We start from the raw sequence: 16391 nt of genomic DNA, 5'->3' as shown, positions 1-16391 counted from the left end.
GGTTTCCCAGTGGTGTCCGCAGTCTTCACGGCATCCAGTGTCACCGGCATATCCAGCTCATTCCTGCCAAGCAGACCGCCTGGCGTGTCGAGCCGGATACACCGTTAATTCCACAGTCCCCGCAGCTGCGCGAAGACGGCAACAATGCCATAGAAGGCCCTGCCCATAGGAGTGGTGGTGTCGATAGCCGGCTCTGTCAGCGAACGGATGTGGATGCCCCGCTCACCGAGATCCGAGATGATCTGGAATAGGTGCCACTCCCCCGATACCCGGTCAAGCCGGTGGACCAGGAGCGTGTCACCGGCACGCATGTAGTCCAGACAAGCAACCCATTGCGGCCTGTCTCTGACACGGCTGGAGTCACCGTGATCGACAAACACGCGCTCCGCCCCAGCTTCTCGCAGCTCGTGTTTCTGATAGTCCGGGTTCTGGTCACGGGTCGAAACCCGGGCATAGCCGATAGTGCTCATTGTCAGCTCCTCTCGGCTCATAAACCTACCTGCCCGGTTTCGCTCAACTTTGGTTTCGTGCAACGGTTTTGAGCGCTTGCCGGGCGGCGTGTCGCTGCCTGATGTCAGTTTCAGAAGACGTCTGCACGGAATGTCAGAAGTCGTCTGCACTGCTCGTCGGTGTCCTGTCAGGTCAGACGCTCGGTGAGGTCTATGAAGTTCGTGCTCATGGAGGTCTGATTCCGTGTGGGCCCGGTAGTCCTGAAGGTGTCTTCAGGGGCAATCTAGGTGTGGTTGAGTTCTGGTATGGGCCTTGAGCTGACGAGCGAGCTTCTTGATTCGTGGACGCTGGTTGATGAAGATGTGGCGTTGATGGCGCGGAAGTCAGGAGCGACTCGGGCAGGGTTTGCTGTGTTGCTGAAGTTTTTTCAGCAACATGCCAGGTTCCCGGGTGGGCCTTCTGACCTTCCACTGGGAGCGGTGGACTATATTGCGGCGCAGATTTCTGTTCCTCCCGATGCGCTGGCTCCCTACTGGGGCGGGCGCTCAATCAAGTACCACCGGGCCGAGATCCGGTCCCATTTTGGTTTCCGTGAGTTCACGACCGCTGATGAGGCCCGGCTGGCTGGGTGGTTGGCGGAGAGGGTGTGCCCGTCTGAGGTTCGAGAGTCTGCGCTTGTGGAGGCTTCGCTGTCCCGGTGTCGTCAGGAGCGGATTGAGCCGCCGGGACGTGCGGGCAGGATTGTTGGTGCTGGCCGGGCGTTGTTTGAGCAGCGCCTGTGTGCTCATGTGGGCAAGGTTCTAGGCCCGGACGGTGCGGCTGGGCTGAAGGCCTTGGTCGCTGATGGTGCAGCCGGTTCCCTGTTGTCGGTGTTGAAGGCTGATCCGGGCCCGGCTGGTTTGGAGTCGTTGCTGGCGGAGGTGGAGAAGCTTTCAGCAGCCCAGGCTCTTGATTTACCGGCTGGCTTGTTTGCCGGGGTGTCGGAGAAGGTCGTGAGTGCCTGGCGGGCGCGGGCGGCACGGATGTATCCATCGGATTTCCAGGACGCGCCGGCGCCGGTGCGGTTGACGCTGTTGGCGGCGTTGTGTCATCAACGGACGGCAGAGATAGCTGACAGCCTGGTCGATTTGCTGCTCGTGCTGGTGTTGAAGATCAATACCGGCGCGGTGAGGAAGGTCGAGAAGGAACTGACCGAGGATCTGCAAAGGGTGCGCGGCAAGACGGCTTTGCTGTTCAAACTGGCCGAGAGGGCAGTCGCCTGCCCGGATGAGACGGTCCGGGAGGCCGTGTTCCCGGTGGTGAGTGAGAAAACCCTGCGGCAACTGGTCCAGGAGGCAAAAGCCAACGAGAGCGTGTTCCAGGGCAAGGTGAGGACCGTGTTGCGGGGTTCGTACTCGAATCATTACCGGCGGATGTTACCGGCGCTGCTGTCCGTGCTGCGGTTCCGGTGCCATAACACGGCGTTCCGGCCCATCATGGATGCCATCGCGTTGCTGGAACGGTACGCGGATGCTGGAAGTAAGAGCCAGTTCTTCGCGCCCGGAGAGGTAGTCCCGGTTGCGGGTGTGGTGCCCAGGTCCTGGGAGGGCGCTGTCCGGGACGAGAAGGGCAGGATCGAGCGGATCCCGTACGAGCTGTGCCTGCTCGTGTCCTTACGGGACGCTTTGCGCCGCCGCGAGGTTTTCGTTGACGGGGCGGGGAAATGGCGGGACCCGGAAGAGGACCTTCCCCAGGACTTCGACGCTTCCCGTGAGCTCCACTACGAGGCCCTGCAGAAACCGTTGGACCCGGCCAGGTTCATTCTTGATCTTCAGTCCAGAATGAGGAGGTCACTGGAGCACCTGGATAAGGGGCTGCCGGCCGATACCACCGGTGGAGTGAAGATCACCAGACGCCGTGGGGCGCCGTGGATAAAGGTCCCCAAGCTGGAAAAACTCGACGAGCCGGTGAATCTGGGCAAACTCAAGGCCGAGGTCCTGGCCCGGTGGGGCACCCTGGACTTGCTAGAAGTCCTCAAGGAAGCGGACTTCCTGACCGGGTTTACCGGGGAGTTTGTTTCCGTGGCCTCCCGTGAGGTCCTTGACCGTGAGACCCTGCGCAGGCGTTTGCTGTTGTGCCTGTTCGGGCTTGGGACGAACATGGGCATCAAAGCGGTCACTGATGCCGGCGGTCACGGAGAGAGCGAGCGGGAGCTACGCCACGTACGCCGGACATTCATCACGAAGGACAATCTGCGCCAGGCGATCGTGAAGGTCGTCAACGCCACGTTCGAGGCCAGGAACCCTCACTGGTGGGGTGAAGGGAACGCCTGTGCGTCGGATTCGAAAAAGTTCGGCTCCTGGGAATCAAACCTGATGACCGAATGGCACAACCGCTACGGTGGTCCCGGCGTGATGATCTACTGGCACGTGGAAAAGAAATCGACCTGCATCTATTCCCAGCTGAAGAACTGTTCCTCCTCCGAGGTCGCGGCGATGATCGAAGGCGTTCTGCGCCACGACACCGACGCCGAGATCGAAGCAAACTACGTCGATACCCACGGGGCCTCGATCGTGGGGTTCGCGTTCACCGAACTCCTGGGGTTCAAGCTGTTGCCGAGGTTGAAGAACATCGGCTCGATCCGCCTCTACCGGGCCAGCAATGAAGAAGCCTACGCCGAGATCAATGACGTGTTGTCCAGGCCGATCAATTGGGAGATCATCGCCCAGCAATACGATCAGATGGTCAAATACGCCACGGCCCTCAAACTCGGCACGGCAGAGTCGGAGACGATCCTGCGCCGTTTCACCCGGGGCGGGCCCAAACACCCCACGTACCAGGCCCTGGAGGAACTGGGCCGGGCCGTGCGGACGATCTTCGCCGCCGACTACCTCGCCAGCGAAGACCTGCGACGCGAAATCAATTCCGGTTTGCAGGTAGTGGAGAACTGGAACAGCGGAAACGACGTCGTCTTCTACGGTAAAAACCGTGACCTCACGGGCCCTGACCGTGAAACGACCGAAGTGTCCATGCTCGCCCTGCACCTGCTCCAATCCTCCCTGGTCCTGGTCAACACCCTGCTGCTGCAAACCGTGCTCGAGGTCAAGGAGTTCACCGGACTGCTCGAACCGGAAGACCGCAGGGGCCTCACACCGTTGTTCTGGACCCATATCAACCCCTACGGACGCTTCACCCTGGACATGAACACCCACCTGAACCTGGGCCAGATCTCTGCCGAACCCGAACACCGTACCCCCGGTGACAACCGCTTGGCCCAGGCCGCTGCTCTGTGATGGAAAGGACCCCCTATGGCCACGAATGAGAGATCCACGCCAAGAACCAAAGGCAAGCTTCTGCGCGCCAGAGTCCACCTCGTCGGGAGTAAACCAAAGATCTGGCGGCTATTCGAAGTCGATTCCAGCCTTTACCTGGACGAATTCCACGACGTTCTGCAGGTGATCATTGGCTGGGAAAACTCCCACCTGCATTCCTTTACCGACCGCAACCCGAACACCCCGGGCCGCGGACGGACACAGGCCAGGTCTTGGGCGCCTGCCTACGTCAGGGCAGAAGACGAGGAGGGCTGGTACCTGCCTGAAGAGACCGTCCAGCTCGGGAAAGTCCTCAACGAAGGCTCAACCCCGCTGTTCTACGCATACGACTTCGGCGATAGCTGGCTCCACCGCATCGACTGGATCGAAACCGTCAGGAAAACCGGTGACGACGCCCATGCCCGGGTGATCCGCGGTAAACGACGCTGCCCCCTGGAGGACTCCGGTGGAATCGGCGGCTATGAAGACCTCATCGCCACTCTGGCCAACCCTGATGCCGTCGATGAATCAGACCGCGAGCACCTCCAGGGCCTGCACGAATGGGCCCAAGGAACCGCGCAACGATCCGGCGGAGAGGAAACTTTCGATCCCGCACACTTCGACCCGGTCAAAGTCAACGAAGAACTCGGCAGACTCTTCACACCCGAAGGAAACTGACCAAGTGCCGGCCACGGCACAGCCAGGCCTGGCACCAATGGCATTGTGCCGGCATGCCTTAGCGAGTTTTTGTCTCCGCGTGGACGGCGCAGGAAACGCCAAGGATTGACGTAGTTTCCAGGAACTGGCGAGCAGGATCCCCCATCTGTCAAGTACCGTTGCGCTCGGCTGTCCATGAGGTCAGCCGGTCTCATGTTCTGTATTGAAAGGACTCCCCTGTCATGGCAGGAATCATCCCCTGGCTGGGTGCGCTGGGCACCACAGGAAAAGCCGTTGTTGTAGCATCCGTCGTTGCCGCTGGTGGCACCGGTGCAGCAGTGGCCGCCACCGCCACCGTTGCGCCGACCGATGCGACGTCCACTGTGTCGCCGGCCGCCCCCGCCGCTGATCCGTCGGCTTCCTCCACGGCCACATCGTCGGTTGTTCCCGCATCGACGCCCACTCCGTCCAGCGCGCCCGTATCTTCGGCTGAGGTCCCGCCGGCGCCGGCGTCATCTTCAACCGCACCGGAGTTGGCACACGCACCGGACGTACCAGTGATTGCCGAACCGGCAGAGGCACCGGAGGCGCCGGAGCATGCCGAACCGGCAGAGGCGCCGGAGCATGCCGAACCTTCGGAGGCGCCGGAGCATGCCGAACCGGCAGAGGCACCGGAGGCGCCGGAGCATGCCGAACCGGCAGAGGCACCGGAGGCGCCGGAGCATGCCGAACCTTCGGAGGAGCCGTAACAGGCCCGGACGGGCTAAGTACCGGGCTTACAGAATCTGGGCTCACGAGCTGAGAAATACCGTGATTGTCCGGTCGGCTGATTTCTCTGCGGTTGTTTGCCTTTGACATGAGCGGCGGGGCCCTGGGGGCGAGAGCGAAACGGGGCCCTCCGAGGCCGGGCCGGCGAGGGTTCCTTGTGGCCTCTTCGCTGTCTGCACCTGGTGCGGCCGGCCGTGTTTGGGGTTAGTCCGGTGGCGGGGTTGTGCGGGCGGTGATTGTTTGATCGCTTCGGTGGCTGGGGCCGTGGTGGAGCTGGAAGGCGCTGGTGATCAGGGCGAAGTGGCTGAAGGCCTGTGGGGTGTTACCGAGTTGCCGGGCGTCTTGGACGTCCCATTCCTCGCTGAGCAGGCCCACGTCGTTGCGCAGGGTCAGGAGTCGTTCGAACAGTGTCGTTGCCTCGGTGCGTTTTCCGGCGCCAAGGAGTGCGTCGACGAGCCAGAAGGAGCAGGCAACGAAGACACCTTCTCCGCCGGGCAGCCCGTCGTCGCTGTGTTGGGGGCGGTACCGGAGCACGTACCCGTCCTGGGTCAGGCCGCGCTGGATGGCGTCGATGGTGCCGGTGACGCGGGGGTGGTCCGGAGGAAGGAATCCGACCCTGGGGATCAGCAGGAGACTGGCGTCGAGTTCGGTGCCGCCGTAGGACTGGACGAAGGACAGCCCACCCCCGCACAGCACAGCACCGCACAGCGGCATCTCACAGGTGTCCGGCGGCCATTTCACTGCCGCGGGGGCGCGTCCGGCGGGCCGGGCGGCAACCGCCGGGCCGGCCGTGGCCGCAGTTCCGTTACCCGGCGGGAACCAATCTTCCGGTTGCCCGGCGCCGTGCACGATGACAGTACATGAATGGTCATGTGGCCCGCAAGCCAGCGCTGCAGTCCCTCAGCCTGTACTGCCCGCCCTCGCTCCGGATGCCGGCAGGGCGGCCCTTGTGGGCGCTCCTGCTCTTCCCTGTCTGAAGCCGGCAGCCCGCGGACGGGCCGCACCGTCCCTGACAGAACTCTCTATCAGCCGCACGTAAACCGGTCCCGGTCCGCCCCCACCGCGTACGCCGCTAGCGACTGCCTTCATCGTTGCAGGGCCCTGGCCGTGTTCGTCCCGGCTGCCTCCGCACCCCTGGGACAGAGACGACCAAAAGCTGCCCGGTCCATCCCGGGTGCGTGCGGCTCCGCCCGGCCTTCTCCTGGCCTCCGCCGGGCGCTGCTGCGGGCGTGCCCCGGGCCCGGGCCGGCGGTGCCTGTTTGCCGGTTGGCCGCAGCGGCTCCTCCCGCCCCTGGAGTACTTAGAGTTACCCCCTTTTTTTGAGATTTCTCCGCGTTGCGCGGATACAGACCAAGGACACGCAAAAATGAAAAACGCCTACCCTCTTCCCTCCCGCCGTACTGTGCTCGGTACCGGGATCGCGGCCGCTGCCATGGCGGCCCTCGCTGCCTGCACGTCCAACCCGACCGCCGGGCCTTCCGCGGTGACCAGGATCATGCCGGGGGACCCGATGATCGCGGACTTCGAAGCGCGCCGCGCCTTCACGGGCAAGACCATCACAACCCGGCTCAGCGCCGGTGAAGCCGACGTCGTTATCGCCGGACAACCTGTCCGGACCTGGGGCTATGGGGGCACCCTGAACGGGCCGGTGATCCGGGCCACCGCAGGGGATAAACTCACGGTGCCGCTGATGAACCAGCTCAGCCAGGGGACCTCCGTGCACTGGCACGGGCTGGCCCTGCGCAACGACCAGGACGGGGTCCCGGGGCTGACACAACAGGCCATCGCCCCCGGCGCCGCGTACGACTACAACTTCGTTCTTCCCCACCCGGGAACGTACTGGTACCACTCGCACGTGGAAATGCAGCGCGAACGCGGGCTCTACGGGGCCCTCATTATCGCCGATCCCAAGGAAACCCTGGCCTATGACCAGGAATGGGTGATCATCCTTGATGACTGGATGGACGGGGTCACCGGCACCCCCGACGATGTCCTGAAGGAACTCTCCATGGGCATGGGGTCCATGAACACCCCGGCACCGGCCCATTCAATGCCCGGCATGGACATGGGCGGCGGGTCAGCGTCCTCGATGCCCGGCATGGACATGGGCGGGTCAGGGTCCACGATGCCGCCGATGCCGGGCATGAAATACATGTTGATGGGGGCGCGCAGCGACTTCCTCGGCGGTGACGCGGGCGACGTTTCCTACCCGTACCATCTTTTCAACGGCAAGGCCGCGGCCGGGCCTGAAACGTTTCCCAGCAAACCGGGCAGCCGGGTCCGGTTGCGGATCATCAACGCGGCCGCTGACACCGCTTACCGTGTCGGTGTGCCCGGGCAGAAAATTACGTTGACGCACACGGACGGGTTCCCGGCCGCGCACCGGGACGTTGACGCCGTTGTCCTGGGCATGGGGGAACGGATCGACGCGATCCTGAACGTGCAGGAGGGTTTCACCCCTGTTCTGGCGCTGCCCGAAGGTAAACCCGGGATGGCCTACGGCCTGATCAGCACGGGCACGGGTACACCGCCGCCGGCAACCGCCTTCCCTTCAACTTTGGGTGGCACGGTCGTTGACGGCGGCATGCTCAAGGCAGACGCCTCCGTCCTCCTCCCGGCGAAACCGGCGGACCGGGTCCATGAAGTGCACCTGACCGGCGGCATGGCAAAGTACGACTGGGGCATCAACAACCGCCGCTTCGACATGAACAATCCCTACGAGGGGGCGTTCGATCTCAAGGTCAATGAACGGGTCCGGGTGGACTTCATCAATGACACCACCATGTGGCACCCCATGCACTTGCACGGCCACACGTTCCAGCTCGCCGGTGGCGGGGCGCGCAAAGACACCGTCATCGTGCGCCCGAAACAAACAGTGAGCGTCGAATTCGATGCCGATAACCCCGGTCAATGGCTTACCCACTGCCACAACGCCTACCACGCCGAGCGCGGCATGATGGGGGTCTTCTCCTACATCAAATAGTCGACCCGGTGGCCCGCGTACCCCGCGTCTCTGCCTTCAGGGCCCGGGGTGCGCGCAGGCCCGGCGCAGCGCAAAATGCGGCCCGCACCCGGCCGCTATCGGGATCTGCCAGAGGCAGTGCCGGGTGCCGACCTGCGACGATGGTCCTATGAACACTGCCGGTAACACAGTCGTCGGGGCCCGTGAAGGGTTCGCCTCCGTTTTCCACCGTTCCTGGCTCCGGGTCACGGCCATGACGGTCACCGGTGCCGCGGCCGCGTTCCTCGTCGCGGTTAGCGGGCCGCCGGACTACGCGCCCGCGGCCGGTTGGGCTGCGGCGTCCGCGACGTACCTGGTCTGGGTGTGGGTTGTTATCGGGCGTCTGGACCCGGCAGGTACGGCCGCCCATGCCAAACGGGAAGACCCAGGGCGCGGCATTTCAGACGTACTGGTCCTGGCCGCGACCATGGGAAGCTTCACCGGAGTCGCGCTGATCCTGCTCGATGCCGCCACCTTGCAAGGCGGCAGCAAAGCCTCGGTAATCGCCCTGGCACTCGGAAGTGTGGCCCTGTCCTGGTTCCTCGTGCACACCCTCTTCACGCTCCGCTACGCCTCCATCTACTACCGGGACAAGAACGGGATCGATTTCAACGAAGAAAGCGCGCCCCACTACCGGGACTTCGCCTACCTGGCATTCACCGTCGGGATGACCTTCCAGGTCTCCGACACCAACCTGAAAACCGATGCGATCCGCTCCACGGTCCTGCGCCAGGCACTGCTGTCCTACCTCCTCGGGGCCATCGTCCTGGCCACCACCATCAACCTCGTCTCCGGCCTCATCCACTAAAAGGCCCTGGCTCTGCCAGTGTTCAGGAACCCTGCCTGTGAGGCGCCGGCCCGGACGGGGCAGAGAGTTCCCGTGCGCCTGTGGGAAAGGAAAGTAGAATTTTCCGCCGGCGGCGGCCGGGTGGAGCAGATGGATGGCTGTGCTGAGGGCGGCCGGTTAAAGCACGGTCGCACCGAAGAGCAACCCGATGCCGTAAGTGATCATCAGACCCACCGCTCCGCCGATCAGTACCCGGGTCGCGGCTCTGCGGATGGACCCTCCGCCTATCCTTGCCCCCAAGGCACCGGTGAGGGCCAGGGCCGCGAGCACGATCACGTAGGTGATCCAGACCCGCACCGACACCGGGGAGAGCAGGATCGCGGCTACCGGAAGCGCACCGCCCAGCAGGAACGCCGCCGCCGATGAACCTGCCGCGTGCCAGGGGTTGGTCAGCTCTTCCTCGTCGACGCCGAGCTCCATCCGCAGGTGTGCCTTCAGCGGATCCGCTGCTGTCAGCTCCCGGGCGACCATGGCCGCGGTGGCGCTGCTGAGGCCCTGCTCCTCGTAGAGCCCGGCCAGTTCCTGCAGCTCCCCTTCAGGGTCCTCGGCCAGCTCACGCCGCTCTTTGACAATAAGGTCCCGTTCGCTGTCCCGCTGGCTGCTCACCGACACGTACTCACCCAGCGCCATGGAAACGGCACCCGCGGTCAACCCCGCCATCGCCGCGATGAAGACCGGCTGCACAAGGGTCGTCGCACCGGCAACACCGATCACCAGACCGGCCATCGACAAAATCCCGTCGTTGGCCCCCAGCACGGCAGCCCGCAGGGCGTTCAAGCGCCCGGACATCCCGGAGGCATGCGGTTCCGGAAAGGCATGAACAGGCATGGGATTTCTCACTTTCAACGTCATTCCAAGGAGAGCGCAGCACGGATGCACCACTCGCCCTGCGGCCGGAGCGCGGGCCGGTGCCAGGACATCACACTAGCAGCCACCGAAGGTCCGGCCCGGGTACGTACTCGAAGATCTGTCCCGTTCCTCCGGAGCGGCTGGACCCGCGATGATCGAGGTCCAGCCGGCCGGCAGCCGCCGTGAAGCAATCAGTCCATTTGTCCGCATGCCGGTAACGGGATACGCCGGTCAGGCTTTGAGCTTGGGTTTCACGTCCTTGGTGTAGATCCCTTCCAGGGTGCTTTTGAGTGCCGTCATGGTGGCCTTGACGTCGCCCTGCTGGGTGAAGATCGCCGCGGCGGCCTTGGCCATTTCCTGGTCGGCGCCCGGCAGGAACACGCGCGCGTTGTCCTGGACGCGGGTGACAGCGAGCTGGTCCATGGCCGTCTTGATCTGTGGTGTCTTGGCCAGGACGGCGGTCATGTCCGCGGACTTGCGGACCGGCATGTAGCCGGTGGCGGCGGAGAACGCGGCGGTGTTCTCGGGTTCGGTCATGAACTTCAGGAACATCGCAGATGCCAGCTGGACTTCCTTGCTGACACCGCTGGGGATACCAAGGCCCGCCCCGCCGGTGGGGCAGACCGGGCTTTCGGTCTTGGGGCCGCCCGGCAGGAACCCGACGCCGACATTAAACTTGGCGGACTTCAACACCCCCAGCAGGGAACCGGTGGAGGAGATCGTGGAGGAGGTCAGGCCCGCGGCGAAATCGTCGGCAGCTTCCTTGGAGGACACGCCCGCCCATTTGTCCTTGTAGATCGAATCCTGCGCCCACTGGAGAGCCGCCACCGACTCGGGGGAATCACAGTTGATGGTCCACTCGTTGGACCAGCTGCCGCCCCAGCCCCACAGGTTGTTCTGCAGGGTCCAGCCGGCGTAGCCGGCCAGCGCCGGGTAGATGTAGGCGTACTGCGCCCCGGAGCTGGCCTTGAGCTTCGGCGCCCACTCGCCGAACTCCTGCCAGGTCTTCGGCGCCCGGTCCGGGAGGCCGGCGGCCTTGAAGTGGTCCTTGTTGTAGTAGAACAGCGGGGTGGAGCGGCCGTAGGGGAGGGCCCACTGCTTGTCGGCGTACTTGTAGTCCGCGACGAGCGACTTCTGGAAGTCGTCCACCTTGATGTCCAGCTGCTTGATCAGGCCGTCGAGGGCGATGATGTTGCCGTTGGTGAAGTACCGGAACCACCAGACATCGGAGAGCACCACGAGGCCGGGCAGGGCGGACTTGGCAGCCTGGGAGGTCTGAAACTTCTGCGCAATATCCTCGTAGTTCGCCCCGGCAGTGACCAGGTTGACCTTGATCTCCGGGTACTTCGCCTGGAACTTCTCAATGATGGCCCTTTCCACGTCCTGGGACTTGCCCGGGTGGTTGGACCAGAAATCGATGGACGAGGCGGGCTTCACGCCGGAGAAATCAATGTCGGCCGCGGTGGTCGCGGCCCCCGTGCCTGCCGTGGTCGGGCCGCCGCAGGCGGCCAGTGCGGCCGCGCCGGCTGCGGCGCCGGTAAAGCCAAGGAAGTGTCGGCGGTCAAGATTTATTGCCATGGTGGATCCTCTCAAAAGGGCCCCGAATCGGGTAATGACCCAGGGTGTTGACTCGGTGTGGTGATGTTTGGCTGGGGTGAGGCTCGCTTTATCCGGTGACGCTGCCCTGGGTGAGGCCGGCCACGATGTAGCGCTGCAGTGCAGCGAAGACCAGCAGGATCGGAACGATCACCAGCACGGCGCCGGCCATCAGGATGCCCCAGCCGGAGCCGTTGCCTTCCGAGTTCTGCAGCAGGGTCAGGCCCACCGGCAGGGTCATGGTTTCCGGCCGGTCGGTGATGATCAGCGGCCAGATGTAGTCATTCCATTCGCTCACCACAGTGACCAGGGCGACCGTTGCAATGGAGGGGCCGGAGACCGGGACCACGACCTGCCAGAGCCGCCGCCAGTGCCCCGCGCCGTCGATCTCGGCCGCCTCCAGGATGGAGCCGGGGAGCGTCATGAAGTGCTGGCGCAGCAGGAACGTGCCGAACGCGGTGCCCAGCCCCGGAAGGATGATCCCCCACAGGGTGTTCTTCCCGCCCATGCCCGCAATCAGGATGTAGTTGGGCAGGATGGACACCTGCGGCGGCACCATCAGCGCGACCAGGATAAGAATGAAAATGGCGTTCTTGAACGGGAAGCGGACAAAGACCAGGGCGTAGGCCGTGAGGATGGCCAGGATGACCTTCACGGTGGCGCCCACGGTGGTGACGATCAGGCTGTTCATGAAGAACCGGGCGAACGGCACCGTGGTCATCGCGACGTGGTAGTTGTCCAGGTTCACGCTTTCCGGCAGGATCTTCAGGTCCATCGTGACGATCTCGCCGGGCTGCTTGAAGGAACTCAGCACCATCCAGAGCAGCGGAAGGACCACCACGAGGGTGGCAAGGATGAGCGGGACGTAGCCACCGGCGATGGTCTGGACCAGGTTGGCGCGGGAAAAAGGCCGCTGGCGCTGCAGCGGAGCCTCGGGACCGGCGGCCGGCCCGGCGTTGGCGGCCGGATCCGGGTTGACGGGGGAGAGAGTGCTCACGAGTAGTGCACCTTCCGTTCTACGAACCGCACCTGCAGCACGGTAATGATCAGGAGGATCGCGAAGAGGACCACGGAGATGGACGCCGAGTAGCCGGCGCGGTTGAAGGCACCGAAGGCCTGCAGGTAGGCCTCATAGATCAGGGTGGAGGTACCGTTGCCCAACGGGGTCATGATCCGGATCAGGTCGAACGCCTGCAGGGAGCTCAGCATGGTGGTGATGAGCAGGAAGAACGTGGTGGGGGACAGCAGCGGGACGGACATGCTGATAAAGCGGCGGAACCCGTTGGCGCCGTCCAGCGAGGCTGCCTCCATCACGTCCTGCGGCAGTGACTGCAGGCCGGCAAGGTAGACGACGGCGCAATAGCCGAGGTTCTTCCAGACGTAGACGATGATCACCATGACCAAGGAGAGCTGGGGGTCATTGATCCATTGCGGGCTCTGCTGGCCGATCCCGCGGAGCAGCCAGGACAGCACGCCGTAGCCGGGGTCGAAGATGAACAGCCAGACCAGCCCGACGCCGACACCGCTGAGCACGTAGGGGGCGAAGACAGCGGACCGGGCGAAGGTGGTGCCGCGGACCTTGGAGTTCAGCGCCAGGGCCACCAGCAGTCCCAGGACCATGGACCCGCCCACCGTGATGAGGGTAAAGACGGCCGTGGTCCCCAGCACCTTGGGCGCATCGGCGCTGGTGAAGAAGTTGATGTAGTTGTCGAAGCCGACCACCGTGGCGGAGGCGGAGCCCAGCGTCCAGTCCAGCGTGGAGTAATAGATGTTGTTGATGAGCGGGAGGTAGGTGAACACCGCGATCAACGCCAGGTTCGGCAGGGCCAGCGCCAGGAAAACCATGAAGTCCCGGCGGGCCCGGGCGGACCACCGGGAACGCGGCGCCGGAGCCGGTGCGGCCTCGACGACGGCGCGGGGGCGGTCAGTCAATTCTCGGGTCATTCTCGTCTTTCACTGAGGTCTGAAAATCCCCCCGACCACTAAACCACGGCCAGGGCACCCCGGAACCCGATCACGACCCTCAAGCGGCCTTCCTTAGAATGAATTCATGCCCGGTTCTCGAGTTGTTCATGAACTGGGCCCTCAACGGCCCAGCCCCAGGCCGGCGCCCCGGGAAATTGTCCATCCGCCCGGCCACTCTCCGCCCGGATAGCGCATCCTGACCGGGACCAGCCGCAGCGTCCGACTGTGGGTCATGTAGGAACGCTGCCCGCACTGGCTATTCCCGCCGGACGTCCTTATACGCCTGATCCTGGCCACCCCCCGCATGGAAACAAGGCTCCCATCCTGTTGGGCGGCCATACGATGATCTGACGGGCCCTTACTATCCGGCGATGCCAGTCTGCCGTCCAGGGCCCGTTCGGAAAAGGGATGAAGGGGCTCCATGGTCCCCCCGGACGGAGGCTGACACCGGCCCCAAAAACCCTTTCCCAAACATGGCGAAGAAACCCCAGGGCTTGTCAAGCCCTGGGGTGTGCGTGCAGCGTCTCCGTCGTGTTCGCAGCGGCTTCAGTTACCCGACGTGGACCCAGGGTCGTTTGGTGACGTCGGGTTCGGCTTCGCGGAGTACTTCGCGGGTGACGGGGGCGATCTCGCCTTCGCCCAGGAAAAGGAATTTGAGGAGGTTGATGACGGGGTTGCCTTCGGTCCAGCGGAAGTAGATGTGCGGCATCAGCCCGGTCACGTCGCGGATGTGCAGGAGTACGGAGGCGATGGTGTTCGGCACGACCGGGCCGTGTACTTCCAGGATCCTGTATCCGTGGCGGGTCACCCCGCGCACGGCGAGCTCTGTTTCAAAGTCTGAGGAGTCGTCCACGATGACCTCCAGGAACAGTGCCTGCTGGTCCACGGGCAGATGGCTGACTTCCATGGCAGAGGTGAGCTTATCCCTGTAGGCTTCGGCGCTGAGCCGGAGGGGTTCGTGGGAAATGATCGCCAGCGGCCCGTCCAGTACCTCAGACGTGAATGCCAGGGCCTGGTAGTCCAAATAGACCTGCGTGGCGTGGAGTTCAAAAGAGCGCCGGATCCGTGAGAGCAGGGAGATCACGATGATTCCGGCGATGAAAACGGCGGCGATACGGATGCCCTCGGGGCGTTCGAAGATATTGACGATCGTGGTGTAGATGAACACCACGGCGATGATGCCGAACCCGACGGTCCGTTTACGCTGTTTCTTACGGCGGGCGGAGAGGGTTACAGCGACTGCGGCGGAGGTCATCAGGACGAGCACTCCGGTGGCGTATGCACCGCCTTGGGCGTCCACACTGGCGTCGAAAAGCCAGGTGATCAGGAACCCGACCAGCGTGAACACCAGAACCAGTGGGCGGACGGCCCTGGCCCAGCCCGGGGCCATGCCGTAGCGGGGAAGGTACCGGGGAACGAGGTTCAGCAAACCCGCCATGGCTGACGCGCCGGCGAACCACAGGATCGCTATGGTGCTGATGTCATAGACGCTGCCGAAGCCAACGCCCAGATATTCGTGGGCCAGGAAAGCAAGGGCACGGCCGTTGGCCTGCCCGCCGGGCTGGAATTCCTGCGCCGGGATCAGGACCACAGTGGTGAAGCTGGAAGTGATCAGGAAAGTGCTCATGATCACGGCGGCAGTGGTCAACAGCCGCCGTGTTCCCTGAATACGGCCGGCCGGGTTATCTTCAGTGTCCTCGGCGTTGCCACGGATCTGGGGCATCACGGCCACGCCCGTCTCAAAGCCGGACAGACCCAGTGCAAGTTTGGGAAAGACAAGCAGGGCGAAAGCGACAGCCAAAAGCGGGTTGCCGTGCGAGGTTGACAGGGCCTGCCACCAGTCGCCCACGGCGAGGGGATGGGTGAACACCTGGAACAGAGAGGTGACTACCACGACCACGTTCAGGGCCAGGTAGAGTGCGACCAGGACGACGGCCACGTTGATGGCTTCCCGGAACCCCCGGAGGAACACCGCTGCCAGCAGGGCCAGCAGGGCCAGCGTGATCGGGACGTTTTGCCCTTGCAGCGAACCGGAAACCAACGGGTTCTGGATGACGTGTGCCGTCGCGTCGGCAGCCGAGAGGGTCATGGTGATCATGAAGTCCGTTGCAGCGAACCCGAGCAGGACAAGGACAAGGAGCTTGCCGCCCCATTTCGGCAGCAGGCGTTCCAGCATGGCAATGGAGCCCTCACCCCGGTGGCTTTCGCCAGCTACACGCCGGTAGACGGGCAAAGCGCCCAGGAGGGTCACGACGACCAGCACCAGTGTGGCCAGCGGGGAGATCGCACCGGCTGCCAGGGCCGCGATGGCGGGCTGGTAACCCAGGGTGGAGAAATAATCCACACCTGTCAGGCACATCACCTGCCACCACGAATGCTTTTTCACGTGCGCGTCGCTCACACCGCCCGGACCCTGGTGGGTTCCCTTGCTGTCCTGGAGGCCGAACAACAGCCAGCTCTTCAGCGCCTGCCGTCCCCGGGGACGCGGCGCCGACGGGTCAGCCGGCGGCCTGCTCAACGCGGTCATCAATTCCTTTCCATGCGGCACAAACGCACCGCAATCACATCCGAAACTAACACCCGTAAAAAGCGGGAACCTCCAAAAGCGTTCATCTTGACACATCCTTGACGCGGGGCCCGGATCCTGACCATCTGCCAACTGGCTGATGCCGCTACCGGTTGCGGACCAGAAGCCGTACAACGCGAATTTATGGTGCACATCCCCGGCTGCAGACACCTGGGCGCCGTTCACCGCTCCTCAATTGAGCAGGACCAGGCCATCAGTGAGGCCGCCAAACCCGGACCCGATCTCATAAATGTCAGACGCTGTTTCCGTGCCGGCATCCGCTACGGAACTGGATGGCCCGAATCGACTGTGAGACGGTGGGGCCATGCCCGCACGACGCTGCCGCTGGCTGCAGTTTTGCCCACGTGGAGCGGCGGGCCCTCCCCCTGTCAACGATTTTCC

General features: G+C 64.0%; 11 protein-coding genes and 1 pseudogene. 5 read left to right on the top strand and 7 right to left on the bottom strand.

Annotation, left to right across the window (positions count from 1 at the left end):
- Positions 1-104: 104 nt before the first annotated feature.
- Entirely contained in the window at positions 105-470 is a 366-nt protein-coding gene (locus ACETK3_RS20385; RefSeq protein ID WP_373993503.1) for a recombinase family protein, read from the bottom strand.
- A gap of 285 nt (positions 471-755) precedes the next feature.
- Between ACETK3_RS20385 and ACETK3_RS20380 the strand changes: the two genes are divergently transcribed.
- The 3 genes from ACETK3_RS20380 to ACETK3_RS20370 all read left to right on the top strand — a co-directional run bounded on the left by ACETK3_RS20380 (position 756) and on the right by ACETK3_RS20370 (position 5146).
- A complete protein-coding gene (locus ACETK3_RS20380) occupies positions 756-3722 on the top strand; it encodes a Tn3 family transposase (RefSeq protein WP_236803072.1) in 2967 nt (988 codons plus the stop codon).
- Between the two features lie 15 nt (positions 3723-3737).
- Positions 3738-4418 (top strand): plasmid pRiA4b ORF-3 family protein, encoded by a 681-nt coding sequence (locus tag ACETK3_RS20375; RefSeq protein ID WP_236803071.1) that lies wholly within the window; start codon positions 3738-3740, stop codon positions 4416-4418.
- Positions 4419-4639: 221 nt separating this feature from the next.
- Positions 4640-5146, top strand: a complete 507-nt coding sequence (locus tag ACETK3_RS20370) for a hypothetical protein (protein WP_373993502.1) — start codon at positions 4640-4642, stop codon at positions 5144-5146.
- Positions 5147-5369: 223 nt separating this feature from the next.
- Here the strand turns inward: ACETK3_RS20370 and ACETK3_RS20365 are convergent.
- Positions 5370-5840 (bottom strand): annotated as a pseudogene (locus ACETK3_RS20365) (glycoside hydrolase family 15 protein); the annotation flags it as partial.
- 691 nt (positions 5841-6531) lie between these two features.
- On the opposite strand from ACETK3_RS20365, the gene ACETK3_RS20360 reads away from it, so the two are divergent.
- Positions 6532-8148, top strand: a complete 1617-nt coding sequence (locus ACETK3_RS20360; RefSeq protein WP_236803059.1) for a multicopper oxidase family protein — start codon at positions 6532-6534, stop codon at positions 8146-8148.
- Positions 8149-8296: 148 nt separating this feature from the next.
- Complete coding sequence (locus ACETK3_RS20355) at positions 8297-8974, top strand: DUF1345 domain-containing protein (protein ID WP_236803058.1); 678 nt, start codon at positions 8297-8299, stop codon at positions 8972-8974.
- 156 nt (positions 8975-9130) lie between these two features.
- On the opposite strand, the gene ACETK3_RS20350 is transcribed toward ACETK3_RS20355, so the two are convergent.
- The 5 genes from ACETK3_RS20350 to ACETK3_RS20330 form a co-directional block, all read right to left on the bottom strand.
- Positions 9131-9802: a VIT family protein gene (locus ACETK3_RS20350; RefSeq protein ID WP_336885649.1), complete on the bottom strand. Its 672-nt coding sequence runs from the start codon at positions 9800-9802 to the stop codon at positions 9131-9133.
- A 291-nt stretch (positions 9803-10093) separates the two neighbouring features.
- Positions 10094-11440 carry an ABC transporter substrate-binding protein gene (locus ACETK3_RS20345; RefSeq protein ID WP_373993501.1) on the bottom strand — a complete coding sequence of 449 codons (1347 nt, stop codon included), beginning with the start codon at positions 11438-11440 and terminating at the stop codon, positions 10094-10096.
- Positions 11441-11528: 88 nt separating this feature from the next.
- Complete coding sequence (locus tag ACETK3_RS20340; protein WP_373993500.1) at positions 11529-12455, bottom strand: carbohydrate ABC transporter permease; 927 nt, start codon at positions 12453-12455, stop codon at positions 11529-11531.
- Complete coding sequence (locus ACETK3_RS20335) at positions 12452-13402, bottom strand: carbohydrate ABC transporter permease (protein ID WP_373993499.1); 951 nt, start codon at positions 13400-13402, stop codon at positions 12452-12454. The genes ACETK3_RS20340 and ACETK3_RS20335 overlap by 4 nt, the downstream gene beginning before the upstream one ends.
- A 571-nt stretch (positions 13403-13973) precedes the next feature.
- Complete coding sequence (locus tag ACETK3_RS20330) at positions 13974-15950, bottom strand: amino acid transporter (RefSeq protein ID WP_373993498.1); 1977 nt, start codon at positions 15948-15950, stop codon at positions 13974-13976.
- Positions 15951-16391: the final 441 nt, after the last annotated feature.

It is taken from the genome of Arthrobacter sp. E44 (assembly GCF_041877125.1).
In the GTDB taxonomy this organism is placed as follows: domain Bacteria; phylum Actinomycetota; class Actinomycetes; order Actinomycetales; family Micrococcaceae; genus Arthrobacter.
The sequence above is the reverse complement of the archived record's forward strand: the minus strand, read 5'-3'. Positions and strand labels throughout refer to the sequence as shown.

Coding starts and splice junctions, on each gene's coding strand:
- ACETK3_RS20380 (WP_236803072.1), top strand. CDS start 756: ATGGGCCTTGAGCTGACGAGCGAGCTTCTTGATTCGTGGACGCTGGTT.
- ACETK3_RS20350 (WP_336885649.1), bottom strand. CDS start 9,802: ATGTCCGGGCGCTTGAACGCCCTGCGGGCTGCCGTGCTGGGGGCCAAC.
- ACETK3_RS20360 (WP_236803059.1), top strand. CDS start 6,532: ATGAAAAACGCCTACCCTCTTCCCTCCCGCCGTACTGTGCTCGGTACC.
- ACETK3_RS20335 (WP_373993499.1), bottom strand. CDS start 13,402: ATGACCCGAGAATTGACTGACCGCCCCCGCGCCGTCGTCGAGGCCGCA.
- ACETK3_RS20355 (WP_236803058.1), top strand. CDS start 8,297: ATGAACACTGCCGGTAACACAGTCGTCGGGGCCCGTGAAGGGTTCGCC.
- ACETK3_RS20330 (WP_373993498.1), bottom strand. CDS start 15,950: ATGACCGCGTTGAGCAGGCCGCCGGCTGACCCGTCGGCGCCGCGTCCC.
- ACETK3_RS20345 (WP_373993501.1), bottom strand. CDS start 11,440: ATGGCAATAAATCTTGACCGCCGACACTTCCTTGGCTTTACCGGCGCC.
- ACETK3_RS20370 (WP_373993502.1), top strand. CDS start 4,640: ATGGCAGGAATCATCCCCTGGCTGGGTGCGCTGGGCACCACAGGAAAA.
- ACETK3_RS20385 (WP_373993503.1), bottom strand. CDS start 470: ATGAGCACTATCGGCTATGCCCGGGTTTCGACCCGTGACCAGAACCCG.
- ACETK3_RS20375 (WP_236803071.1), top strand. CDS start 3,738: ATGGCCACGAATGAGAGATCCACGCCAAGAACCAAAGGCAAGCTTCTG.